Below are 22,949 nucleotides of genomic sequence, written 5' to 3' on the forward strand. Positions count from 1 at the left end.
GGGCGTTTCTGTTGATGCTGCTAATCTGCGCGAGCGATTAGAGCGAGTAGTACATATCGAACTCGACCGGGTGAGTGGTCATGCGGAAGCGGGTGACTTCTTCCATTTTCAGGTCGATGTAAGCATCAATCATGTCGTTGGTGAAGACACCACCGGCAGTCAGGAACTCACGGTCTTTGTCCAGTGCGTCCAGCGCCATGTCCAGAGAGTGGCAAACCCGTGGGATGAGCTTGTCTTCTTCTGGGGGCAGGTCGTACAGGTCTTTGTCCATCGCTTCACCGGGGTGAATCTTGTTCTTGATACCGTCCAAACCAGCCATCATCAGGGCAGCGAAGGCCAAGTATGGGTTAGCAGACGGGTCAGGGAAGCGCACTTCGATACGGCGGCCTTTCGGGCTGGATACGAATGGAATGCGGATGGAGGCGGAACGGTTACGTGCAGAGTATGCCAGCATAACCGGTGCTTCAAAGCCCGGAACCAAACGCTTGTAAGAGTTGGTGCCAGGGTTGGTGATCGCGTTCAGGGCTTTGGCGTGCTTGATAACACCGCCAATGTAGTACAGTGCGGTTTCAGACAAGCCTGCGTAGCCGTCGCCTGCGAAGGTGTTGACGCCATCTTTCGCCAACGACATGTGGACGTGCATCCCGGAGCCGTTGTCACCGACGATAGGCTTAGGCATGAAGGTGACGGTTTTGCCGTATTGATGCGCTACGTTGTGGATAACGTATTTCTGGCGTTGTACCCAGTCAGCACGGGTCGTCAGGGTCGCAAAGCGTGTGCCGATTTCGCACTGGCCTGCTGTGGCGACTTCGTGGTGATGCACTTCAACCGGAACGCCGACTTCTTCCAGAATGTTACACATGGTGGAACGGATGTCTTGGAAAGAGTCAACCGGTGGTACGGGGAAGTAGCCACCTTTTGTGGTTGGGCGATGCCCCATATTGCCGTCAGGGTAGACTTTTTCAGAGTTCCAGCCTGCTTCTTGCGAGTCGATCTTGACGAAAGAGCCGCTCATGTCTGAACCCCAGCGCACGTCATCAAAGATGAAGAATTCAGGTTCAGGGCCGAAGAAGGCCGTGTCAGCAATACCGGTGGATTGTAGGTAGGCTTCTGCACGTTGTGCAATGGAGCGTGGGTCACGCTCATAGCCTTCCATCGTGGTCGGGTCAACGATGCCGCAAGAAATGTTGACGGTAACGTCTTGAAAGAACGGGTCAACAAAGGCAGTGGCAGGGTCTGGCATCAGGATCATGTCGGATTCGTTAATACCTTTCCAGCCAGCGATGGAAGAGCCATCAAACATTTTGCCTTCAGTGAACGTATCTTCTTCCACAGTGTAGGCAGGGACAGTGACGTGATGCTCTTTACCACGGGTGTCAGTGAAACGAAAATCGACGTATTTCGCGTCATTGTCTTTGATCATGTTGAGAACGTCTTGTGCAGACATGGTTGTCTCCTGATGATTGTAGGGTAGGACTTTTCTGATGATCGGGAATGTTACTCAGACTGAAGGGGGCTGTAAACAACGTGTGAAAAAAAGGGCGTGATAAATCACGCCCTCGATCAGTCAGGTGTTAGCTTACTTGATGAACAGCATTTCGCTGTATTTAGGCAGAGGCCACATCTCGTCAGAGATCAGTGTTTCGAGTGTGTCAGCATGGGCACGAACCTCGTTCATCAGCTCGCGTACTGTGTCAGCCAGGAAGCGCATGTGGTCTTGTACGCTTGTAAAGTCATGTTTGGCACTGGCTTCGCTCAGTTTGCCTACGGCTGCCATTAATGCATTGGCTTCAGCAGCAATGCTTTTGGCAACAGCGTTGTCCAGTGTGATGCCAAGTTCTTGCAGGCTACCAGCGGTTGCTGACAGTTCTGACAGGTAAGTCACCGCCGCAGGGTAGATCATGGTGGTAGCCATATTGATCATCAGCTTGGCTTCAACGTCGATGCTGTTGACGTACTGTTCTGCATATACTTCAAAGCGGCTGTGCAGTTCAACGGGAGATAGGACGCCGGTACGCTCGAACAGGCCAGCTACCTCAGGGCTTAACAGCTCTGGCAGCGCGTCAGCAGAGGTTGGCAGATTTTTCAGGCCACGCTCTTCGACTGCTGCTTTGTGCCAGTCGGATGAATAGCCGTCGCCGCCGAAGACGGCATTGCCGTGCTGTTCCATCACGACTTTCAGTACCGCCAGTGTTGCGGTTGCAGCGTCTTTGCCGCCTTTCAGCTCAGCTTCCAGCTTGTCGGCAATCCAGTTCAGGGAATCAGCCAGCATGGTGTTCATGGCAATTAGGGGGCCAGAGACAGACTGTGAGGAGCCAACGGCACGGAACTCAAAACGGTTACCGGTGAACGCGAACGGTGAAGTACGGTTACGGTCGCCGGGGTCACGGTCAAATTTCAGGATTTGGGACAGACCCAGATCCATTTGTCCACCTTGTTTGGTTTTGAGGAGCTTACCGTCTTTGATGTCTTGGAAGACTTGTTCAAGTTGGCTGCCCAGATAAACTGACAGGATCGCCGGAGGTGCTTCGTTCGCACCCAGACGATGGTCGTTGGAGGCAGAAGCGATAACCGCCCGCAGCAAAGGGCCAAACTGGTGTACGCCACGGATAACCGCACCGCAGAATGCCAGGAAGTGCAGGTTTTCTTCCGGCGTATTGCCCGGATCAAGCAGGTTGCCTTGGGTAGCATTGCCGACTGACCAGTTGACGTGCTTGCCAGAACCATTAACGCCCGCGAATGGCTTTTCATGCAACATGCACAGGAAGCCGTGGGATTTGGCGGTGATTTTCATCAGGGTCATCAGCAATTGCTGGTGATCGGCAGCCACGTTGGCAGATTCAAAGTAAGGGGCAATTTCAAACTGACCCGGTGCTACTTCGTTGTGATGCGTTTTGGCAGGGATGCCGAGGCGGTAGAGCTTGTCTTCGAGGTCTTGCATGAAGACTTGCACGCGCTCAGGGATAGCACCGAAGTAATGGTCGTCAAATTGTTGGCCTTTGGCTGGTGGTGCGCCAAACAGGGTGCGGCCTGCCAGCAGGATGTCCGGGCGGGCAGTGGCGAAGGCTTCGTCGATCAGGAAGTATTCCTGTTCTGCACCACAGCTTGAGTTGAGGGTGGCAACGTCAGTTTCACCCATCAGCTTCAGGACGCGCTGGGCAGCGGTGTTCATCGCAGCGTTGGAGCGCAGCAGCGGGATTTTTTTGTCGAGTGCTTCGCCTGTCCATGACAGGAACACGCAAGGGATCATCAGGGTTGCGCCGTTGGCGGTGTGCATGATGTAGGCAGGGCTGGTTGGATCCCATGCAGTATAGCCACGTGCGGCATTGGTCATGCGCAGGCTGCCGTTCGGGAAAGAGGAACCATCTGGCTCACCTTTGATCAGCAGGCTGCCACTGAAATCAGTGATGGCATTGCCTTCTGGGCTGCTGATGATGAAGCCATCGTGCTTTTCTGCCGTCGCATTGGTCATCGGGTAGAAAATGTGGGAGAAGAATTTGGCACCTTTGGACATGGCCCATTCTTTCATGGCAGCAGCGACGACATCGGCAGTTGCCGGGTTTAGAGGTTCACCTGTCTGGAAGGTTTTCTTCATGGCCTTGAAGGCATTTTTGGAAAGTGTTTCTTCCATGCGGGCCAGGTTGAAGACATCACATCCCCAAATTTTGCTCAGCGGATCGGTCTTGCCGAGATCCATCGGGGAACGTTGGCTGATGGTGTGGATTGCTTGGGTACGCGCTAGATTGCTGCTCATCTATTAACCTCGTTCGATACAGTAAATCAGAAATGATAGTGCTTTCATGCAAACTTTATGCCATTGCCTGAAATCCCGCCCTGCACCTCTTTTTGTCTAAGAGATGAGGGGGGGAAGTTATTTGGCAATTCCCTTTATTAGTGCTTCATGAGTCATGAATGCACTAATTTGGTGAAAAAGCCTAGGTGCTCGATACAGGTAATGCTGTCGCAGGCTTGCTGGAACGTGCGGATGGCCTCCGGGCTGGGGGTTTCTTGCAGCATCAGTTCGAGTTGGATCTTGCCATCGTTGTAATGCAGGGTGAAGTCGTCGATGGCTGGCCATAACGCAGCAGTGGCGGGCATGGCTTGCAGTGTTGCCAGTAATTCCTCACGGGAAGGCAGGTTTTGGCTGGGGTGGGCTGTTTCATCATCTTCGGGGTCAATGTGGATAATGACATCCTTGATGTCGGGGAAGCGTTTGCGCAAACGGTGCATGACCTGATCGCTGATGAAATGGCCTTCCGATACACTGATTCTGCCGTTGACCTGTAAGTGTGCGTCCGCCAGCACGTTGCCACCCATGCGGCGGGTGCGTAGCAGGTGGACGTTTTCTACGCCTTCAATGTCAGCGATGAAATCGTGGATTTCCTGCACTTCCTCAGGAGCCAGCCCGGTATCGACCAGTTCACTGGTGCTTTCCATGATCAGTTGGGCTGCCATATAGAGGATCATGGCAGCGACGACCATGGCTGCCACCGGGTCAAGCCACGGGTAGCCGAATTGCGCACCGGCAATACCCAGCAGCACGATGACGGAAGAAATCGCATCTGAACGGTGATGCCAAGCATTCGCTTTGAGCATGGGCGAGTTGACACGTTTGGCGGTGCGCATGGTGTAATGGTACAGCGCTTCCTTGCCGATAATCGCAGCAGCGGCAAAAGCCAGCGCAATGGGTTGGGGGATGGGCAGGGGAACGCCGGAAAACATGCGTCCCCAAGCCTGCATGAAAATGGCGACAGCCACGCCCGCCAGCATCAATCCGAGAATGACGGTGGCCAGTGTTTCAATGCGCCCGTGGCCGTAAGGATGGTTGTCGTCGGCTTCCTGATGCGCCAGATGTGAGGCAAATAGCACCACAAAGTCGCTGACCAGATCGGAAAGGGTGTGGAAGCCATCGGCAATCAATGCTTGTGATTGGGTTAAAAATCCGCCTGCAATTTGCGCTAGCGATAGCACGGTATTGAGCGCAGCACCCACCAGTGTGACTTTGCGGGTAGCACTTTGGCGCTCCTCGCGGCTGATGTGCGTCGTTTCCGGCAGTATTTTTTCGACGTGATGGCTGTGGTGATGTCCGCCCATTATGTCTGTCCTGTTTGCAGTACGATGATGTGTTCGCGGCCTTCGCTGCGGGTTTCCACAACCGTATGACCGTGAATGCGTGCCCAAGCGGGAATGTCGTGCAATGCACCGGGGTCGGTACAAATGGCGGTGACGGTGATACCAGCAGGCAGGTTTTCCACCGCTTCCTGCACGCGAATCACTGGCATGGGGCAGAGCAAACGCCGTGCATCCAGAGTGATGTGCTCCGCTGCACCCCGCTCTTCTGCGATACGCATGAGCAGTTTGTCGCGGAATTCCGCCGGGTCTTTTTGCAAAATCATGTCTCCGTCGCGTGGGTTGAGTTGGGCATCGAGCCGTGACAGCCAGAAACGCAAGGCGGCAGCCCGTAACGTGGCTTGCCAGTACCGGTATTCCAGTGGCTGCCAGGGGCGCACGGCTTGATAAGCGTTGATACAGGCTTGTGAACGGGGAATATCCAGCGAGCCATCGGGGTTGCAGCACCAGTCATTTACCACAATCGCCAGATCGTACAGCCAACTGTCGGTGCAGGCAAAATACAGGTCGATGACACCACTCAAAGTGCCTTGCTGGAACAGGGCGTTATCGCGGAACAGGTCGGCATGAATAACCCCGGCAGGCAGTTGCTGGAAGGGGATGGTTTGTTGGTAGGCAAGCTCGGTTTCCAACAGGGCGGCAGGGTCAGCCTCCAGCCGGGGCAGGAGTGCGGCAGCCGTTTGCATCCGCCATTCATGCCCCCGGTCTGGCGGGCGTTGCTGCGGGAAATCTTTGCCGCTGAGATGCATCCGCGCCAGCATTGCACCCAGTTCAGCGCATTGTTGGGTGGTCGGGTGGTCGACATGCTGACCAGGTAAACGCATCAACAATGCGGCAGGTTTGCCGTTTAGCTGGCTGAGCAAGTGCTCTTGATGGTTGGCAAGTGGGCGGGCGACGGGAATCCCGGCTTCCGCCCAATGCCGCGTTAGTGTGAGGAAGTAACCCAGTTCCGCCGGGGTATGGTGCTCAAACAGGGTGAGTACGTATTGACCGGTGGTGGTGGTGACGAAAAAATTGCTGTTTTCGACGCCCGCGCTGATGCCAGTGTGCGCCGTCAGCGTACCGAGCGGGTATTCCAGCAGAAAATGTTCCAGCTCGGTGACACTGACGGGGGTATAAACTGACATAGACTCGCTTTGCTTACCAGGAGAAGAGTTTCCAGCTTGGAATCATCATGTTCTGGTTTTGGTGGGCATTCTGGCTTTTGCCTTGGGACGTGACGGAATCGACCAGATTATAGCCGTCAGTACTGCCGGTCGGCACGTAGCGGATTTCGCTGCGCATGGCTTGCACCCGCTCTTCCTCAATCGTGCCGAAACTGTCTTCCGTGCGGATGGTTTCGACCTTGACCTTGACGGGGGTATCAGCCTCCGCCGCCGCGTCAGTGGTGGTATCTTCGGCATGGGCAGGCAAAGCAAACAGTGTGATTAGTCCCAGTGCCAGTAAAAGTTGTTTTGTCATTGTTATAACTCCATGAATTTGGCGCGTTCTTCCGCAGACGGCCCCGATACAGCGCGTTCGTAGTAAGCAAAGATATGATCGACAATGGCGTCTGCGTCGTCCAGTACGACAAATAGATCCAAGTCTTGGGCTGAGATTGTACCTTGTTTTACCAGTGTTTGTCTGAACCATCCGACCAAGCCTTCCCAGAAGGGTGAGTGTACCAATACGATAGGAATTTTGCGGGTTTTGCCCGTCTGCACCAGAGTGAGAATTTCGGCAAGTTCGTCCAAGGTGCCGAAGCCGCCGGGCATGACCACGTAGGCTGAAGCGTGTTTCACGAACATGACTTTGCGCGAGAAAAAATGCCGGAAATACAGCGAAATATCCTGATACTGGTTGGAGTGCTGTTCGTGCGGCAACTGGATATTGAGGCCAATACTGGGTGATTTGCCTTGTTGTCCGCCTTTATTGGCAGCTTCCATTATGCCGGGGCCGCCACCGCTGACTACCGCGAAACCGGCATCGGAAAGTTTGTGGGCAATGGTTTCGGTGAGTTGGTATAGCGGGTTATCGGGTGGCGTGCGGGCGGAACCGAAAATGCTCACCGAAGGTCTCAAGTGGGCAAGACGCTCAAAACCGTCGACAAATTCGCCCATAATCTGGAAAATTTTCCAGCTTTCACGGGTCAGTTCCTGATCGCTAATGGGTTGCAGTACGGGGTGGTGAGCACGGGTTTTATCATCCATCAGGCGGCTTCCGCTGGTGTTTTGGCGCGGATAGTCAGGGCGTGAAGCTCGCCAGCGGTAATGGCCTCATTGACGGCGGCGTAAACCAGTTGGTGACGTTTGAGGGTGTTCAGACCTGCAAATACTTCGCTGATAACATCGGCTTCGTATTTGTAGCCATCACCGTTGATCGTGACCTGTGCATCCGGGATGTGATCCTGAACCATTTTGGCGACGGCTTCGTTGCTGATACTCATGGGGTGCTCCGGGTTTATAGTAAAATGCGCCATTATACTATAGCACTTGCCGACAACGCTTATTTCAGCGCGTATAATGGTGATAATTTAGGGTATATAAGGGTAGATGATGATGGATAACGTAAATCTCCAGTTACTGGAGCAAGTGAAAGATACTTGCCCGGAATTCTGTGCGGCTTTGACCGACGGTGAAATTGCCAAGTTTGTGGCGTTCACTCGACTTCGTGAATTGGGTTCCCAGGAAGTTGTGGCTGATATTGGTGAAGTCAGTGACCGCTTTTATTTGGTGATTGGTGGCGCGGTCAAGCTATTGCACGTCGATGGTGAGCGCGAGTTTGAAGTGGGGCAGGTTGAGCCGGGTGGTTTAGTGGGTGAAATGTCCTTCTTTGACAAACAACCTCGCACAGTACGCCTGCGGGCGCGGCGTAGCGGGGTACGTTTGCTGGAAATCAGCCGCCCCATGTACAACCGTCTGCGTATTGCAGAACCGTATATTGCCACTAATTTACTGGAATTCGTGGTGCGCAGTCTGGACTGTTTGGTGCGTCATCTGAGTGATGAAAATGCCAAGCTGCACAAGCAAGTGACAGGTCTTGGCTACCGCTAATTCACGCAAGCGGGTGGCTTTGTCAGGAAACGCCTGTCTATTCCCATAAAGACAGGCGATACTGCTAACATATTCATAATAATGTTGGCATCATGAACCCAACCGATCATTTCGATATTACAAATGAGCTGTCACAGGCGGTGTGGCGCTTTAATTTCCGCCCAGACTCCTACCTGCACGCCAGTTGGCTGGCAACCATGCCGGATGGTCAGGTCATGCAAGCATTGTTTGGGCAAACACGCGGTGAAGGCCGTTTGGTGCAGCACATGATGCAGCGCCTTGGTTTGCGCGACAGCGTATTTTTCGATTTCAGCAAGCCGCTGTCACGTCTGGCTTTGTGGCGTGGGCAAGAATTGGAACAATTGATTCTGTACTTGGGTGCAGTGTTTCATTTTCAGGCATTGCGGCGCATCGTTACCCGTGATGACCTGCTCAAAGTCCAGCAATTATTGGGTGATGACCTTTACCGTTTTCTGCAACAGCGAGCACCGTTGTTAACCCACAATGTGACCACGGAGATTGCTTTCCCCGCGCACATGGGTTTGAAGAAGCGTTTTGCATTAGCAGGGATGTTGTGTTTGCGAGCCGCGTTTGCTGATTACCCGTCTGCTTTCTGGAAACGGCTGGCTTACAAGCTGGAGCGCGAGTTTTACGTCTTGTGGAAACGCCATGCTAAATGTGGGGCGGAGATGGATACCCAAACCGCTGAATGTGCTGTTCTGGTACAAAAAGTTGCGATAGAAATCAAAATGGGAGTCAGCCGCGATGGCAAAATTCTTTTCAATTAAGCCCGTGGACACGCAATTACGTGCGGATCAAAAAGTCCTGAAAGCGGCTGATTACGAGCAACTGGTGGATTATGACCGCATGGCGTTTGAGCTTCAGCACCGCCATCGTCAACGCGAAGAAATTGTTTCCGTGGCCTTGGGGCGTTCCATCAAACGTGGTCTGGAGCAGGGGCGGGAACGTGCCGACAAGGAAGCAGCGGAAAAAATGATACTGTTTGCCGGGCGGGTGAACGATACCCTGATGATGCTGGAAGGTGAGTTGGAAGAGCTGGTGACGACCGCTGTCCGCAAAGTGATCCACAGTTTTGATGCCGACGAGCGCGTTAGGCAGGCCGTGTTAGGTGGGTTGGAACTGGTGCGGGGCAGCCACAAGCTGATGATCCGCGTACACCCGCAGCGGCAGGCCGCCATTTCGGAGCAACTGGATGCGATTCCGCACCGTTTCACCAGTCTGGAAGTGGTCGGCGATGATCAGGTGGCGGAAGATGGCTGTATTCTGGAATCGGATCTGGGGATCGTGAATGCTGGGCTAGAGCAGCAAATGCAGGTTATTGAACAGGCTCTTCGCGGGCACTTTTTGCGCCCTGAACTTTAATGATTTCCTTGAGTTTTTCCAGCTTCAGATTGGCTTCACTGGAGTTTTGTTGGGCTGTCTGAACCTGTGCTTCGGCAGCCTGCAAACCTTGATGTGCTTCAGCCAATTCTGCGCGTAGGCGTTCTTCTTCCTGACGCAAGTCTTCCAGATTTTTTTGGTAATCAAACAGCATTTGCGGGGCGAATGGCTGGTTTTTTAGGCTGGCGAACAGGGCTTCCTGATGTTCCAGCCGCCATTGCCCGAAACTGGCGAGTTGCTGTTCTTTTTGGTGCAGGCGTTGTTGTTGTTCCTGCAAGACTCGCCGCTGTTCCTGTAATTCAACGAAGCGTTGTTCCATACGGCGGGAACGGATGGTTTTTAATTGTTCCAGACTCATGGTGCTTATCCTGCCAGTTGCGTCAGCCACTTGACGGTATCGTCAAAGCTGGAATATTCGTGTGAAGGCTGTTTGAGGAAACGCAGAATTTCGTCCATTTTGCGGATGGCTTCGTCTGCCAGCGGGTCAGAGCCGTGTTTGTATTCACCGACCCGCAGCAAAAATTCGATTTCCTTGTGTTTGGCCAGCAGGGTGCGCAGGTGGGCGGCGGCGGCGCGGTGTTGTGGGCTGACCAGTTGCGGCATGATACGACTGAGGCTTGCCAGCACATCGACGGCCGGGTAGTGGTTGCCTGCGGCAAGGTCACGCGACAGCATGATGTGCCCATCCAGCAGCGAGCGCACTTCATCGGCGATCGGGTCGCTCATGTCGTCGCCTTCCACCAGTACGGTGTAAAATGCGGTGATGGAGCCTTTATCAGAGTTACCGGCGCGTTCCACCAGTTTGGGCAGTTCCGAAAAGACCGAGGGTGGAAAGCCGCGCCGTGCCGGGGCTTCACCGGCTGCCAGCCCGATTTCGCGTTGGGCGCGGGCAAAACGGGTGAGGGAGTCCATCAGCAACAGCACCCGGTTGCCTTTGTCACGGAAGTATTCGGCAACAGCGGTGGCAACGTAAGCGGCTTTGAGGCGTTCAATCGCGGGGCGGTCGGAGGTGGCAACAATCAGCACGGTTTTTTGCATCCCTTCTTCACCGAGCGCTTCTTCCATGAATTCGCGCACTTCACGTCCGCGTTCGCCGATCAGGGCAACGACGTAAACGTCAACCTCCGCGTGTTGCACCAACATGCTGAGCAGGGAGCTTTTGCCGACGCCTGCACCCGCAAACACGCCGATGCGTTGCCCGATACCGCAGGTGATGAGCGCATCCATTGAGCGTATGCCGAGTGATAATGGGGTGCTTACCCGGTCGCGTGACAAGGGGTCGGGGGGCGAGGCATAGATGGGGTAGTGTTCCGTGAAAGTAGGCATGGGTCTATCAGGATTTTCTTGCACGCGCCCGATGCCGTCGAGTACGCAACCGCGCAGGTGTTCACCGACACCAACTTCGAGCATTTTGCCGGTGGTAATCACTTGGGTGTGGGCAGACACGCCCTGCATGTCACCGATGGGGGCAAGTAAGGCGATGTTTTGCTCAAAGCCGATGACTTCAGCGGGAATCTCACGCGAATCGCCGCTGTTTTTCAGCATACACAATTCGCCGAGTTTCACGCGGGGGACAATGGCGCGTACCACGGTTCCGGTGACTTGCACAATGCGCCCGTGCAGTACCAGCGGGGTGCAGTTGTCCAGATGGTTGCGCATCCGTTCCGTCACATGGCTTAAGGGGGTACGTGGTCTCATGTCAGGCGAATCTCCCCAGCAGGATTGAGGGAGACACTGGAAGTCAGTTCTTGCACAGAGATCACCGGGAGTTCCGGGTAACTGTTTTCCAGATGCCGCCGGATATGCCGCCGTAACTCCATATTGGTGAGGATCACCGGGCGTACCTTGTCCTTGGCGTGTTCGGATTCGAGTTCCCGCAAGGTGTTGGCAAAGCGCTCGGTAGCCTCAGGAGCCAGCGCAAAAAATACGCCATTCGGGGTTTGGCGCAGGCTGTTTTGCAGCAGCTTTTCGGTTTCGGGCGCGAACATGTAAACCGGCAATACCCCTGTACCGTTGGTGAAGGTGTAGGAAAGCTGGCGCTTGAGGCCGACGCGCACCCGTTCTGCCAACATGCTGGTATCTTTTTCCGCTTCACCAAATTCCACCAGGGTTCCTAGAATCTGCCGCAGGTCGCGGATGGAAACGCCTTCGTTCAACAGGCGGCGGAATACATCGACCGTTTTGGGCGTGGTGACGGCACGTTGTACTTCCCTGACCAGCTCGGCGTAACTGGATTGTTCCAGTTTGCTGTACAGGGTGTGTATTTCTTGTATGCCGATGAATTCAGACGCGTGCTTGCGCAGGATGTAAGCGAGATGGCGGCTGATGGCCTGGATATTGTCGGGGGCAGGGCGTGTGCCACCGGTAACTATATCGCTTCCGGCTTTGTCTGTCGCTGGTTTGGCTAACTCTACGCCTGTGGTATTGGCAGAGGTGGGTTGAAGATTGCCTTGGGCAACGGGTATGCCCCGGATGGAAATCTGGTAGTTGTCATTGCTGAGACGTGATGACAGACGCACGCTGATGCCGGGCAATGGAACGCCCATGTCCTGATAGAATTCACGGCGGATACGCACGAATTCCAGATTCAAGGTATCCATTGAAAACAGGTTTTTGGCTTGGGCGGGTAATTCCACTAGCGCGGGTGACAGGGGTTGCATGTCTTCCAGAGCTGCTTTGGCATCGCTACCACCAGCCAGTTGTGCTGCGGCACCACCGGCTTCTTGTTGCCCGATGACGGTGGTGATTTCTGCGTCGGAAAATGCCATCTGGTGCTGCACCTTGCGCAAGGCCATACCCGTAACGCCCAATAATATCCCCAGAAACAGGAAAATGACCGTTGGGAAACCGGGGATTAGCCCCATCGCGGCAACAATGCCCGCAGCACCGAGCAAGGCGCTGGGTTGGGCGAGTATTTGCCCGCCAATGTCACTACCCAGATTGGCATCGTCTTCACCCCGGACGCGGGTGACAATGATACCGGCAGTGATGGAAATAAACAGCGCGGGTATTTGTGACACCAGCCCGTCACCAATGGTGAGGATGGAATACAGTTCTAATGCATCGCCCATTGCCATGCCGCGTTGCATCGTGCCGATGGACAAGCCGCCAATAATATTGACCATGATGATGATCAAACCGGCGATGGCGTCGCCTTTGACGAATTTCATCGCGCCATCGAGTGCGCCGTATAACTGGCTTTCTTTTTCCAGATTGGAACGGCGCTTCCGGGCATCGACAAGGGTGATCAGGCCAGCACGCATGTCGCTGTCAATGCTCATTTGTTTGCCGGGCATGGCATCCAGTGAGAAACGCGCGCTGACTTCGGCAATACGTTCCGAGCCTTTGGTGATGACGATGAATTGCACGATTGTGATGATCAGGAAGACGACCAAACCTACAATCAGGTTGCCGCCTACCACGAATTCCCCAAAGGTCTGGATAATGTGCCCAGCGTCTGCTTCCAGCAGGATCAAGCGGGTAGTCGCGATGCTGAGGGAGAGCCGGAACAAGGTGGTCAGCAGCAGAATCGAGGGAAAAGACGAGATGGCCAAGGGGTGGGGGATGTAGATCCCCAGCATCATTAACAGGATGGCAATGGTCATGTTCAGGGCGATCAGCATATCCATGACCAAGGTGGGCATGGGCAGGATCATCATGGAAATGATGGCCACCAGCAACAATGCCAGCACCACATCGCTGCGCTTGGTTAGCGAGTTGAGAAGGTCTTGTGATTGGCTGGATTGCATGGGGAACGTGCTCCTGATCCTTGTAATGAATTATGTGGCTTGGCTTAGGGGCGTGATGTATAAGGTTCTGTCATTGATAGCTACGATCCTCGCTTGGGTTCCTGCTGGGCAATCCGTTCCGGCAAGCTGCCATTCCAGATTATCTAAACGAATGCTGCCGCTACCATCCACCACAGGTTGTTCCAGCGTAACGACTTGCCCGATAAGCTGTTTGCCGGGGTATTCGGTGAAAACCCGTTTCAGCGACTTGAACAAGTCAGCCAACAAGGGGGCGAGCAGGACGCAGACCAGTACCAGTAAAAATTGCCAGCGCCACAAACCGTCGGGGTTGAGCAGCATCAGCAAGCCGGTAATGCCTGCCCCAATGCCCAGCCAGGTTTCCCAGCCAGCCATGAAACGTTGCTGGTATTGCTTGACCAGCCCGGCCTTGTGTTTCAGGTGCTGGGTAGCGCGGAAAATGGCGTAATGTGTTTGTGCCCGCAAGTTGGTGCGTCTGAATTCCGCCCAGCCGTTTTTTACGCGCTGGAGAAAGGTCGTAGGCTGATTGTCTGGTTCCATACGTTTCACTGTTTGACTTGCCCCTGCGTCTGGCGGAGCAGGTTTGCAATTTTGTTAATGGTTTTTTCCGGTATGTATTGGTCAATTTTGCCCTCGCTAAGCAAGTCATCGACCAAAATAGGGTCACTAACCACAGGAACATTTTCCAGGGTGGCGATTTCCACCATTTTCCGGGACATATTATTTTTACCAATGGCCACAATGATGGGTAGTGGTGTCACGCCTTGTTCGTATTGCAACGCAATGGCTATACCCATGTCGAGGATAAGCAGCCGAGCGGTGCGGATACGCTTCTGGATGTCTTGCTCGGATAGCTCCCGGCGGATGCCTTGGCGGGCGGCACGGACGTGGGGGTCGCCAAAAATATCCTTCATTTCCTTTTTGACTTCTTCCTTGGTCATGCGCTGGTCTTTGGTGAATTGTTGGCGCTGGAACAGGAAGTCGACCACCGCCATGATGATCAGCATGGGTACAATGAATAGCATCAGTTGGCGAACCAGATGTTCAATAACTTCTTTCTGGCATTCGACGTTACATTGTTTGATGGCATGGAGCAGTTCGCTGATGCCAGTCCGTACCACAAATAACAGGATAACACCGACAATCAGGGTTTTGAGTAAGGCTATCAGGGTGGTGACGAATTGCTTGGCAGAAAATATCCGCTTGAACCCGCTGGTAAAGCTGATTTTTGAGGGGCGTGGAATGATGGGGTCAAAGGAGAATACAAAACCAGTCTGGATAATACTGCCGAGAATGCCAGAAATGACGGTCATCATGGCGAAGGGGATGGCGATACTGTACAGGGCATTTTCCATCACGGCTTTGAAGCCAAGATCCAGCGCCTGTGGAAACGGCATGGTGTAAAGCCTTGGGATAATATCGAACATTTCCATGAATTTGGCGAAAACCCAGTCCCATGCCGCAAAAAAGTACAGGACAACAAATAGCATGGTTAGCGCCGCCGATACGTCGTTACTGCGGGCAACCTGGCCTTTCTCGTGGGCTTTTTTGAGTTTGCGCGAACTCGGTTCTTCGGTTTTTTCTTGGCTGCTGTCTTCGCTCATCGTAGTAGGGCATCCAGTAACGGCAGGTTGTTCCCCATCTTGAAGAACCCCTCTTTCAGGTAGTCCGCCAAAAAGCTGATGTAGAGCGTTAGCATGAAAAACGTCAGGCCACTTTTGACCGGCATGGCGGCGAGGAACACGTTTAATTGGGGGAGGAAGCGTCCCACTATGCCAAGCCCAAAGTCGACCAAAAACATAGCACCAAGGAATGGTCCAGCGATGAGAACGCTGGTATACAGCAGCAGATCCAGTTGCTGGAGAAAGAATGTCGTCACTTCCAGAGTAATGCGTGGGTAAAACTGGTCGATCGGCCAGGTTTGGTAGCTAAAGTAGAGGGTTTGCAACAAAATCAAAAAGCCACCGGATACCAGTAGCAGTGTGGTCAGCAGCAGGCTGAACAAGCCACCCAACGGCGATACCATATTGGCGGTGACGGGTGAGAAAAACAGGGCGCTCATGACCCCGCGTTGCATATCAATCAGGAATCCGGCAGCTTTTACCGCCCAAAAAGGTACGCTCAGGGTGTAACCCAATAACAGCCCGATGACGCCCTCTTTGACTAAAATGCCGAGCAGGTGAAGCATATCCAGTTCAATATTCAGAAATTGCTCGTGTGTCAGTGGCAGGATGAATAGTGACATGATCATGATGATCCCGTTGCGCAAGGTACGCGGTACGATGGGATCTGTCAGGATGGGGAGCAAGGCGAATGCCACCAGTATTCTGGGGGCGGTCAGTGCCCAAGCCAGCAACCACGAATGAAGGGCATCCGTTTCCATTAGTGATGCCGCACCAGAGGGATTTGATCGAAAGCATTCTGAGTGAAAGTGAGGAGTTCTGGCCCTAGCCAACGCACGGTGGCGGCTAGAGCCAGCATGGTGACAACCAGTTTGAAGCCATGCGGCAGGGTTTGTTCCTGAATTGAAGTCAGTGCTTGCAGCAAACCGATCAACAAGCCGACGATGGTGGCCGCAATGATGGCTGGCAACGACAGGTACAGGATCAGTTGCATCGCCAGCGAGGTGTTGTGGATGATGTCGGTTTCATTCATGGCGTCAGTAACTCAGTATCAGGCCGTGGATCAGGCGTGACCAGCCATCCACCAGCACAAACAGCAATAGCTTGAAGGGCAGGGAGATCACCATCGGGGACAACATCATCATGCCCATTGACATCAACAGGTTGGAAATCACTAGGTCAATGACCACGAATGGCAGAAAAATCAGGAAACCTACCTGAAAAGCATTGGTCAATTCACTCACCATGAAAGCGGGGATGAGCACCAACAGGTGATCAGTGGTGATGTCTTTTGCGTATTTTTCTGGCCATAGCTTTTGGGTGGTTTGCGTGAAAAATTCGCGTTCACTGTCACTGGAATGTTTGGTCAGGAATTGCCGCAAGGGGTCAGTGCTGCCTTCTAGCGCATCAATCAGTTGCGGGTTACGGATGTCCTCGATGGAGACGCCGTGGGTATTGAATTGTTCGTAGGTTTCCATCACCACCGGTGCCATGATGTACATGGACAGAATAATGGCAATGCCACTGATGGCAATGTTGGGTGGTTCCTGTTGCAAGCCCAAAGCACTACGGATGATGTGCATCACCACCACCAGCTTGACGAACGAGCTAACCATGATCGCAATGAAGGGCGCTAGCCCCAGAATCGTCAGGATGGCTAGCAGTAGAATGGGATTGGGCATACCCTCCATGCCTAACTGCCCTTGGCTTTTTTGTTGAACAGGTTGAGGATGCGCACCCCAACCCTGCCGTTGATTTCGACCAGTTCCCCTGTGCCGATCAAACGATTTTGGGAGCGTATCTGGATGATTTCCGGTAATGATTTGCCAAGTTCCAGAACATAGCCAGGGCGTAATTGGCGCACTTCATTGAACGACAAGGTTTTTTCGCCAACATCAAAGGAAAGTTGCACGGGGATTTGGCTGACGTGTTCTATTTTTTGCTGTTGTTCATTGTCGGTCATAGTCATCCACTCGGTGTTGATAGTCAGGGTTGAGGGTGTCGTTTGGTTGAGGGTCGCTTCGCAGTAATAGCCTGAATTGAGGCGCAATTTGAGTAAATTCTCGTTCTCAAAACGGGTGTCTTCCAGCAGGATCAGGTCAGACGGTTGTAACTGGTTGATCTCCTGCATGGTGAAAACAATGCGGCTAATCTCTAGCCATGCCGGGGTGAGATGTTCTTCCCAGTCAGGGTTGGTATCCGACTGCCAGTGGCGCAGGCGTTCTTGTAGATGTGGGTAAATATGTGGATCCAGCATCAGCAGGGCAGAAATCGTCTGTTGTACGTTGTCACTTTCCTGATCAAGGATTTGGATTTCAAAACCCAGTGGCATGTTGTAGAGGGGGCTTTGATGCTCAGCAGTAGTGCCTTGCACAGTTATTGTTAGCCCCAATGCCTGTTCCGCCTGCTGTAACAAGGGGGCGAGGGCGCTTTCAATAATGCTGATGGTTAAATTTTCAGGCAATTGCTGCAACAGGCCATCGGGTACGAATTGGCGTATTTGTTCAATGAGCGGCCATTCGGACAGCCATAAACCAGCGGTAGTGTTGCCTAATTCCAGTGTCAGACTGATGGGGCAAAGGCTCTGGGTGCTGCTGTCGGCGGGTTGTAGTCGGAATCGGGCAGTACGTTTTTCGTCCAGTTGAAAGCTGAGGGTGCTGGTTTTATTCAATAGGATATTATTCAGGCGTACAGCTAGTGCTGCCTGACTGGGAAATTTGATCGGGATGATCTGGGACTGCCGGTTTTCCATTATGGTTATTATCCTGAGCGCTACCTGTACAGCAGCAGGGCATTGTTTATTGCTGAAAACGTGCAATAGCGGCACTGAGTCTGCCGTCGTATCAGGTAGACTTCAAGCTTATTCAGGCTATGCGGTGTCAATATCAGACCGAACGGTTTGAGTCCCAGCTTTGCAGGCGTTCACTATTCGGGTTGACGTTTACCGCACCTAAGTAATAGCCCTTGAAGGTGTCTTGCGGGAGCCATGAGTTTTCGCCAAACCTGATGTCCACATTGCCGATATTGGTGCTCCAGAAACGGTAAGAGCCATCATCATTACGCCCAAGGTAAACGGCATTCCAGCCCTGTGACGCTGATTTGTTGTCGCCGGGCAGGTCAAAGTAATAGGCCGATCCGGGGATGAGTGCGTCACCTTTGGCGGTATCAAACAAGGCTGTTTCACCTTGCAGGTTGCTGACGCCATCGACGTTAACTTCTCCGGCTTGCGCGGTGCGTACCTTGGTGTTGAAGCCACCATCAAAGCCGGAGCTGTCATCCTTGTCGTACCAAGAGGAGATTTGCAAGCGCCCGGCATGGCTGTCGAAGTCATCCGTGCCGATGGTGTCCAGCGTTGCTTTCAGGTTGAGCAAGCGTAGGGGGCTGGCGCAGTCAAAGGCGTAATCCTGACGGTTGTTGAACACGTCATTGATGGCATCCGAAGGCTTGATGGTTTGGCCTGCGTTATCTGTTTCGCGCATCAGCAAGTAACGATTACTGCCCCGTTGCACCACTTCCCAGTAGTTATTGCGTTCCAGCACGGTTTCTGTGGCGGTTTGATTGCTGGCGCTGGTGTAGCTGCGCGTTTCCGTCTGGGTGAGTTCACCACCGTTGATATGCACCAGATCCTCGCTGAAATCCCAGCCTGCACCGAGGGAGCTGGCCGTTGTGACCATGTTTTCGCGGAAACGCAGTTCATACAGGTCGGTGGCGGCCAGGGTTTTGCGTGAGGTTTCTGCGCCTGCCGCATTGCTGACGACCAGTGTGTCGCCTTCGCTGAGGCGCTGGTCAGCATTGTCGCCATCCAGAACGGTTACAGCTTGACCGGCGGGAATATTGCCTTGGCTGTCAGCCGCGTAAGTACCCAGCAGAGTGCTCTTTTCGGTGTCACTTAACGGGACGGGGGCTGGCTGGGGCGGCAATGTTTCCGAACCGCTGCTTGCTTGCCCGCCAATTTGCTGGCTAATTTTTTGCAGCAGGGATGACATCATCGACGGGGCTGCAAAGCTTGGCAAGCCTGTAGGCAGTTTATTGAAGCTGCTTTCCCTTGCTTGCTGCTGGATGGTGCTGGTACGCGCCAGAAATGCGGAGGAAATGCTGGCGCTAACCTGAGCTTGTCCACTGGTTTGTGTCGCAGACACGATAGGAAGGGGCATTCTCGATCCTCCTGAATACAAGGTATGACGGAACTCAGTGGTAAATGTAAGCCCTTATATCCTGTCGCTTTAATGTTACGGGATGAACGGGGGTGTTTGGCAGATAATCCGCCGGGGCTGGCTGAGCCTTTTTCCATTAAGTCGCATTTCTTCTACGTTCATCTTTCAAATGATGAATCTCGGTGTGTGTAGGAATAAATTAGGCTGGTTTATATCTGCCGGGGGATTCTTGGCTATGCACAACATAATACGCAGATTGCGATGGGCTATTTTATTACTGGTGTTTGCCGGATATGCGGTGGCGGCTGCTCCTGTACCTTGGAAAAAGGAACCCTATTCGCACTTTTCTGATCAGGAACCCTTGGTTGAGTTGCTGAAGACACTAGCATCTTTGCAGGATCTTCCCATTGTGGTCAGTCCTAAGGTCAAGGAGGTCGTCAGCTTGCACTTCCAGAGCCGTAAGCCAGAAGATATTTTCAACGAATTGGTTAAAAATTATGGGTTGATCTGGTACTACGACAAGGAAGCCCTGTTCGTTTACAAGGAAGATGAGGTGCAAACCGCTTCCGTTAGTATGAAAACCATGTCTCCACGGGAGTTTACCAATGCCCTTAAGCGCCTTCAGGTTCTGGAAGATCGCTTTCAGTGGGAGGCTTCAGAGGTTGATAATATTATTTATATGACGGGGCCCGAACGCTTTGTGAGCGCCGTGCTCGCCATGGCCAGGGTGATGGATAATCAGGAGTTGTCACGTCGGCAGGTGTATCGCTGGAAAGATAAACGTGGCGTGGTGAACTTTAGCTCCCAAGATCCGGTGGGGGGTATGGGCGCTGAGTGGGATGTGAAGACCGATGAGAAATTTCCGGGCTTCGATGTGGTCGATGTTGTTAAAAACAAGAAGCGGGCGGAGTAAATGGCAATTCAACAAACTTCGTTTGTACTCAAGGTTCTCAACGGGATTAATGCGGGCGCATCTGTCCGCTTGAAAACGGGTAGCTTGGTCATTGGTCGCTCCATGACCTGCGATATTATTTTACATGATGAAAATATTGCCGATCAGCATATCCAGTTACTGATTACCTCCGGCAGCATTACCCTTCAGCCCTTGGCGCGACCTGTGTTTGTGGGGGGGGCGGAGGTAACGGCTGAAAGCCTTGAGCTGGTTCCCTATCAGCCGGTCAGATTGGGTAATGTCGAGTTTTGGGTGACAGATAGCCGAGTGGCTCCTCCTCCAAGCAGTAACAAGCCTTCCGAAAGCAAGGTTCACCAGAAACGGGCGCGGCCTGCTGAATCATCTGCTGCACCTTCCGCTGAATCCCCTAAGAAGCCTGTAAAGGCGGTTGATGCCGGTGCATCCGGGAAGAAGAAGGGTGGAAGTGGGGTTGGGTGGCTAGCTATGGGGGTGGGGATACTCTTGCTTGCCAATCTGTTGTATTGGGCACCCCAGTTCAACCGTGTGCTGGAAAACCTGGGGGTACGTGATTCCGGGGAACAACAGGCTGCCAACCTGATGCAGGAGTTGGGCAAACAGGACTTCACGCTGGTGAATGAGGCTGATGGTTCAGTTAGCTTGAGTGGCTATACCAACACGGTGTTGGAGCGCAATGACCTGATGAGCAGAATGCAGAGTGCCGGGATCAAGGCTAATCTACACATCTGGTCACAGGATGAGATGGCTGAGAGTGCCGCTATGATTGCACGAGCCATGGGGCAACCCGCTCTTCACTTCAAGTCAGGGGATACCGACGGCGTATTGGTTGCGCAGGGATTCGTGAGTAAGTCAGCAGATTGGGAGCGGGTCAAGGCTACGATCCTCAGCGATGTCGGGGGTATCCGCTCTATTGGTGAGGGTGAGTTTCAGACGATGGACGGCTATTTGGCTTCGTTTGTGCAGTTCATCCAGAAAAAAGGGCTTTCTAGCCGTATCCATGCAACAACTGATGGCAAGAGCGTTATAGTCAACGGCGAGTTAACCCAACCTGAAATCGAACAGTTAAAAGGTTTTCGGAAAGAATTCATTGATCTTCAGGGAGAGGGACCGGCCATTGTGCTGAAAGTTACTGACGTGCGGGATCGTATCAAATTGTCTATCCGCAGCGTTAGTGTTGGCGAAGTACCCTTTATGGTCGCTAAAGATGGCAAAAAGTATATGGAAGGTTCGGCACTTGGCGAGAAATATTTTGTTAAGTCAATCAAGCCGGATCATGTGGTATTGACGAATAATGGGATAGATATTCCTTTTTATTACGGTATTGAAAAAGGGGAGAGATAATGATGCTGCAAATCGAGCAGAACCTCAGAAATGATGTGTCCGGTATGTATAAAAATGAGCTTCTGGATAAATTTAATCAAGCGGCTTCAGAAGTTCGTTCCGAGTTGAATCAAGGGGTATCCCCTGATGAATACGATAAATTAAACAGGTTTTTACAGGCATTGGACGCCAGTTGCGAGGTGGTTGAAGAGTTTTGGTCACAAACTCATCATTGAGTGAATGCCAAAAGCAAGCATGGAACGCAATGTGTAACAGGAAGTTATAGATTCCCTGCGTTTGATGATTAGTCATCGGGAATTTTATTTTATGGACGATTAATTTTAGGAGATATTCAAATGGCAGATATTGCAGGCGCCGCAACTACCGTGGCTCAAACCCTGACTGATAGTGCAAATGCTCAGGTTACTATTAACACTGCAGCTACTAACGCCGAAATCCTGACGATGGATTCCAAGGCGGAGCTGGCAGCTATCCAGGGTGTTAGTGGTGCTTTAGATACGGCAGCACAGGCCGTTCAGCAATAATTACAGCGGCTCTATTCTAGAGTCTTAAACTGTGATTTCAATAAAACGTGGCATCAAGTTATCTTGATGCCACATAATAAGGAGATGGTATGAGCCCTGATGTCGAATTACTTAGAGTAGTATCCCAGGTTGGTTACTTAGCTTGTTTCAGAAGTGATGCCAAGCGTTCCCAATTGATTATGGATGGCGTAAGCGCCATTGGTCGGGAACAAATTCCTATTAAAGTGGGTGTCGCTGTAGCGGGAATCTATGCCGGAAGGTATGATCAGGCTATCAGTATTCTACGCGATCAGATTTTGGCTGAAGATCCCAACCACATGAGTGCCAAATGTTTTCTGGGCATTGCCTTAACACAAAAAGGCCAGAAAGCTGAAGCAAAAGAATTATTTGAAGAAGTTGTTCAGTACGGTAATCAGGATGAAAAAATTATTGCTGTTGCCTACTTGAATAATTAGGATGGTAATATGATTGATGCGAGCGTTTTGGTAAATCCAGTAAATTCTGGTGATTTAGGGATGCAGCAATTACCTGCCCCTACAGCTCAAGATGTAAAGCGTTTTGAAGATGTTATGACGTATGGTGATCTTAGTATTGACCCTGCTCAGGATGTAAAAGAACCTATTCTGAGTATAGTGGAGCCAAGTGGTGAGAGCTTCGGTGGTTTTAAGCAAGCGTTGCTGAATAAAGTTCAGGGAATGGATAGTTCTTATCATAGCGTGCTATCAGAGTTTCAAGGAATGCCTGAGATGCGTCAACACATGGTGGCTGACCGGGCAACAGTTGACACTACTGCCCAAATCAGGACGTATCCTGAGACGGCGACTATGAATAATCAATCAGGGCAAATGGAAACTGCTGCACAAAGTGTTGCTGATAATATCCTGTCTGCTGCTGAATATCAGAACAAGGTTTATCAATGGGCATCTAAAATGGAAATGTGGTTTAGTCACATGAAGATTATTTCATCTGCTGTCGGACAAGTTTCTCAGGGATTTAAAACATTGTTCCAAGCAGGTTAGTAATCCATACGCATTTTTTGCAAAACAT

Annotated in this window: 26 protein-coding genes; 9 read left to right on the forward strand and 17 right to left on the reverse strand. The window is 52.4% G+C overall.

Annotation, left to right across the window (positions count from 1 at the left end; translation table 11 throughout):
* Nucleotides 1-37: 37 nt before the first annotated feature.
* The 7 genes from glnA to J9253_RS00880 form a co-directional block, all read right to left on the reverse strand.
* On the reverse strand, nucleotides 38-1,447 hold the full coding sequence (gene glnA / locus J9253_RS00845; protein WP_210222878.1) for a glutamate--ammonia ligase: 1,410 nt from the start codon (nucleotides 1,445-1,447) through the stop codon (nucleotides 38-40).
* A 132-nt stretch (nucleotides 1,448-1,579) separates the two neighbouring features.
* The gene (locus J9253_RS00850) at nucleotides 1,580-3,754 is read right to left on the reverse strand and encodes a glutamine synthetase III family protein (protein ID WP_210222879.1); all 2,175 of its coding nucleotides are present in this window, start codon (nucleotides 3,752-3,754) and stop codon (nucleotides 1,580-1,582) included.
* A gap of 152 nt (nucleotides 3,755-3,906) precedes the next feature.
* The gene (locus J9253_RS00855) at nucleotides 3,907-5,094 is read right to left on the reverse strand and encodes a cation diffusion facilitator family transporter (RefSeq protein WP_228291460.1); all 1,188 of its coding nucleotides are present in this window, start codon (nucleotides 5,092-5,094) and stop codon (nucleotides 3,907-3,909) included.
* Nucleotides 5,094-6,257, reverse strand: a complete 1,164-nt coding sequence (locus J9253_RS00865) for a homoserine kinase (protein ID WP_323128858.1) — start codon at nucleotides 6,255-6,257, stop codon at nucleotides 5,094-5,096. The genes J9253_RS00855 and J9253_RS00865 overlap by 1 nt, the downstream gene beginning before the upstream one ends.
* 13 nt (nucleotides 6,258-6,270) lie before the next feature.
* Complete coding sequence (locus J9253_RS00870) at nucleotides 6,271-6,591, reverse strand: hypothetical protein (RefSeq protein WP_210222880.1); 321 nt, start codon at nucleotides 6,589-6,591, stop codon at nucleotides 6,271-6,273.
* Between the two features lie 2 nt (nucleotides 6,592-6,593).
* Nucleotides 6,594-7,319, reverse strand: coding sequence for an LOG family protein (locus J9253_RS00875; protein WP_210222881.1), 726 nt, complete (start codon nucleotides 7,317-7,319; stop codon nucleotides 6,594-6,596).
* Entirely contained in the window at nucleotides 7,319-7,555 is a 237-nt protein-coding gene (locus tag J9253_RS00880) for a BolA family protein (RefSeq protein ID WP_210222882.1), read from the reverse strand. The genes J9253_RS00875 and J9253_RS00880 overlap by 1 nt, the downstream gene beginning before the upstream one ends.
* Nucleotides 7,556-7,661: 106 nt before the next feature.
* On the opposite strand from J9253_RS00880, the gene J9253_RS00885 reads away from it, so the two are divergent.
* From J9253_RS00885 to sctL, 3 genes are all read left to right on the forward strand, one after another.
* Nucleotides 7,662-8,162 (forward strand): Crp/Fnr family transcriptional regulator, encoded by a 501-nt coding sequence (locus J9253_RS00885; RefSeq protein ID WP_228291461.1) that lies wholly within the window; start codon nucleotides 7,662-7,664, stop codon nucleotides 8,160-8,162.
* A 92-nt stretch (nucleotides 8,163-8,254) separates the two neighbouring features.
* Nucleotides 8,255-8,950: a SctK family type III secretion system sorting platform protein gene (locus tag J9253_RS00890; RefSeq protein WP_210222883.1), complete on the forward strand. Its 696-nt coding sequence runs from the start codon at nucleotides 8,255-8,257 to the stop codon at nucleotides 8,948-8,950.
* Nucleotides 8,928-9,545 (forward strand): type III secretion system stator protein SctL, encoded by a 618-nt coding sequence (gene sctL / locus J9253_RS00895; RefSeq protein ID WP_210222884.1) that lies wholly within the window; start codon nucleotides 8,928-8,930, stop codon nucleotides 9,543-9,545. Before J9253_RS00890 ends, sctL begins: the two co-directional genes overlap by 23 nt.
* Here sctL and sctO read toward each other — a convergent pair.
* The 10 genes from sctO to J9253_RS00945 all read right to left on the reverse strand — a co-directional run bounded on the left by sctO (nucleotide 9,499) and on the right by J9253_RS00945 (nucleotide 19,106).
* Nucleotides 9,499-9,921 carry a type III secretion system stalk subunit SctO gene (gene sctO, locus J9253_RS00900; protein ID WP_210222885.1) on the reverse strand — a complete coding sequence of 141 codons (423 nt, stop codon included), beginning with the start codon at nucleotides 9,919-9,921 and terminating at the stop codon, nucleotides 9,499-9,501. The genes sctL and sctO overlap by 47 nt on opposite strands.
* A gap of 5 nt (nucleotides 9,922-9,926) precedes the next feature.
* Complete coding sequence (sctN, locus tag J9253_RS00905; RefSeq protein ID WP_210222886.1) at nucleotides 9,927-11,261, reverse strand: type III secretion system ATPase SctN; 1,335 nt, start codon at nucleotides 11,259-11,261, stop codon at nucleotides 9,927-9,929.
* Complete coding sequence (gene sctV, locus J9253_RS00910; RefSeq protein ID WP_210222887.1) at nucleotides 11,258-13,312, reverse strand: type III secretion system export apparatus subunit SctV; 2,055 nt, start codon at nucleotides 13,310-13,312, stop codon at nucleotides 11,258-11,260. Before sctV ends, sctN begins: the two co-directional genes overlap by 4 nt.
* A 30-nt stretch (nucleotides 13,313-13,342) precedes the next feature.
* Nucleotides 13,343-13,870: an NfeD family protein gene (locus J9253_RS00915; protein WP_210222888.1), complete on the reverse strand. Its 528-nt coding sequence runs from the start codon at nucleotides 13,868-13,870 to the stop codon at nucleotides 13,343-13,345.
* A 5-nt stretch (nucleotides 13,871-13,875) separates the two neighbouring features.
* Nucleotides 13,876-14,934 (reverse strand): EscU/YscU/HrcU family type III secretion system export apparatus switch protein, encoded by a 1,059-nt coding sequence (locus J9253_RS00920; RefSeq protein ID WP_210222889.1) that lies wholly within the window; start codon nucleotides 14,932-14,934, stop codon nucleotides 13,876-13,878.
* Nucleotides 14,931-15,713 carry a type III secretion system export apparatus subunit SctT gene (gene sctT, locus J9253_RS00925; RefSeq protein WP_210222890.1) on the reverse strand — a complete coding sequence of 261 codons (783 nt, stop codon included), beginning with the start codon at nucleotides 15,711-15,713 and terminating at the stop codon, nucleotides 14,931-14,933. Before sctT ends, J9253_RS00920 begins: the two co-directional genes overlap by 4 nt.
* Complete coding sequence (gene sctS / locus J9253_RS00930) at nucleotides 15,713-15,985, reverse strand: type III secretion system export apparatus subunit SctS (protein WP_210222891.1); 273 nt, start codon at nucleotides 15,983-15,985, stop codon at nucleotides 15,713-15,715. Before sctS ends, sctT begins: the two co-directional genes overlap by 1 nt.
* Nucleotides 15,986-15,989: 4 nt before the next feature.
* Nucleotides 15,990-16,634: a type III secretion system export apparatus subunit SctR gene (sctR, locus tag J9253_RS00935; protein ID WP_323128860.1), complete on the reverse strand. Its 645-nt coding sequence runs from the start codon at nucleotides 16,632-16,634 to the stop codon at nucleotides 15,990-15,992.
* An 11-nt stretch (nucleotides 16,635-16,645) separates the two neighbouring features.
* The gene (gene sctQ, locus J9253_RS00940) at nucleotides 16,646-17,704 is read right to left on the reverse strand and encodes a type III secretion system cytoplasmic ring protein SctQ (protein WP_228291462.1); all 1,059 of its coding nucleotides are present in this window, start codon (nucleotides 17,702-17,704) and stop codon (nucleotides 16,646-16,648) included.
* 133 nt (nucleotides 17,705-17,837) lie between these two features.
* Nucleotides 17,838-19,106: a hypothetical protein gene (locus J9253_RS00945; RefSeq protein WP_228291463.1), complete on the reverse strand. Its 1,269-nt coding sequence runs from the start codon at nucleotides 19,104-19,106 to the stop codon at nucleotides 17,838-17,840.
* 235 nt (nucleotides 19,107-19,341) lie between these two features.
* Here J9253_RS00945 and J9253_RS00950 point away from each other — a divergent pair, with 235 nt between their 5' ends.
* The 6 genes from J9253_RS00950 to J9253_RS00975 all read left to right on the forward strand — a co-directional run bounded on the left by J9253_RS00950 (nucleotide 19,342) and on the right by J9253_RS00975 (nucleotide 22,921).
* A complete protein-coding gene (locus J9253_RS00950) occupies nucleotides 19,342-20,019 on the forward strand; it encodes a hypothetical protein (protein WP_210222893.1) in 678 nt (225 codons plus the stop codon).
* Nucleotides 20,020-21,378: a type III secretion system inner membrane ring subunit SctD gene (gene sctD / locus J9253_RS00955; protein ID WP_210222894.1), complete on the forward strand. Its 1,359-nt coding sequence runs from the start codon at nucleotides 20,020-20,022 to the stop codon at nucleotides 21,376-21,378. It abuts the gene before it with no gap.
* Nucleotides 21,378-21,593: an EscE/YscE/SsaE family type III secretion system needle protein co-chaperone gene (locus tag J9253_RS00960; RefSeq protein WP_228291464.1), complete on the forward strand. Its 216-nt coding sequence runs from the start codon at nucleotides 21,378-21,380 to the stop codon at nucleotides 21,591-21,593. The genes sctD and J9253_RS00960 overlap by 1 nt, the downstream gene beginning before the upstream one ends.
* Before the next feature lie 120 nt (nucleotides 21,594-21,713).
* Complete coding sequence (locus J9253_RS00965; RefSeq protein ID WP_210222895.1) at nucleotides 21,714-21,902, forward strand: hypothetical protein; 189 nt, start codon at nucleotides 21,714-21,716, stop codon at nucleotides 21,900-21,902.
* Nucleotides 21,903-21,991: 89 nt separating this feature from the next.
* On the forward strand, nucleotides 21,992-22,357 hold the full coding sequence (locus J9253_RS00970; protein WP_210222896.1) for a tetratricopeptide repeat protein: 366 nt from the start codon (nucleotides 21,992-21,994) through the stop codon (nucleotides 22,355-22,357).
* A 9-nt stretch (nucleotides 22,358-22,366) separates the two neighbouring features.
* Entirely contained in the window at nucleotides 22,367-22,921 is a 555-nt protein-coding gene (locus J9253_RS00975) for a hypothetical protein (RefSeq protein WP_210222897.1), read from the forward strand.
* Nucleotides 22,922-22,949 lie beyond the last annotated feature (28 nt).

The organism is Thiothrix litoralis (assembly GCF_017901135.1).
In the GTDB taxonomy this organism is placed as follows: Bacteria; Pseudomonadota; Gammaproteobacteria; order Thiotrichales; family Thiotrichaceae; genus Thiothrix; species Thiothrix litoralis.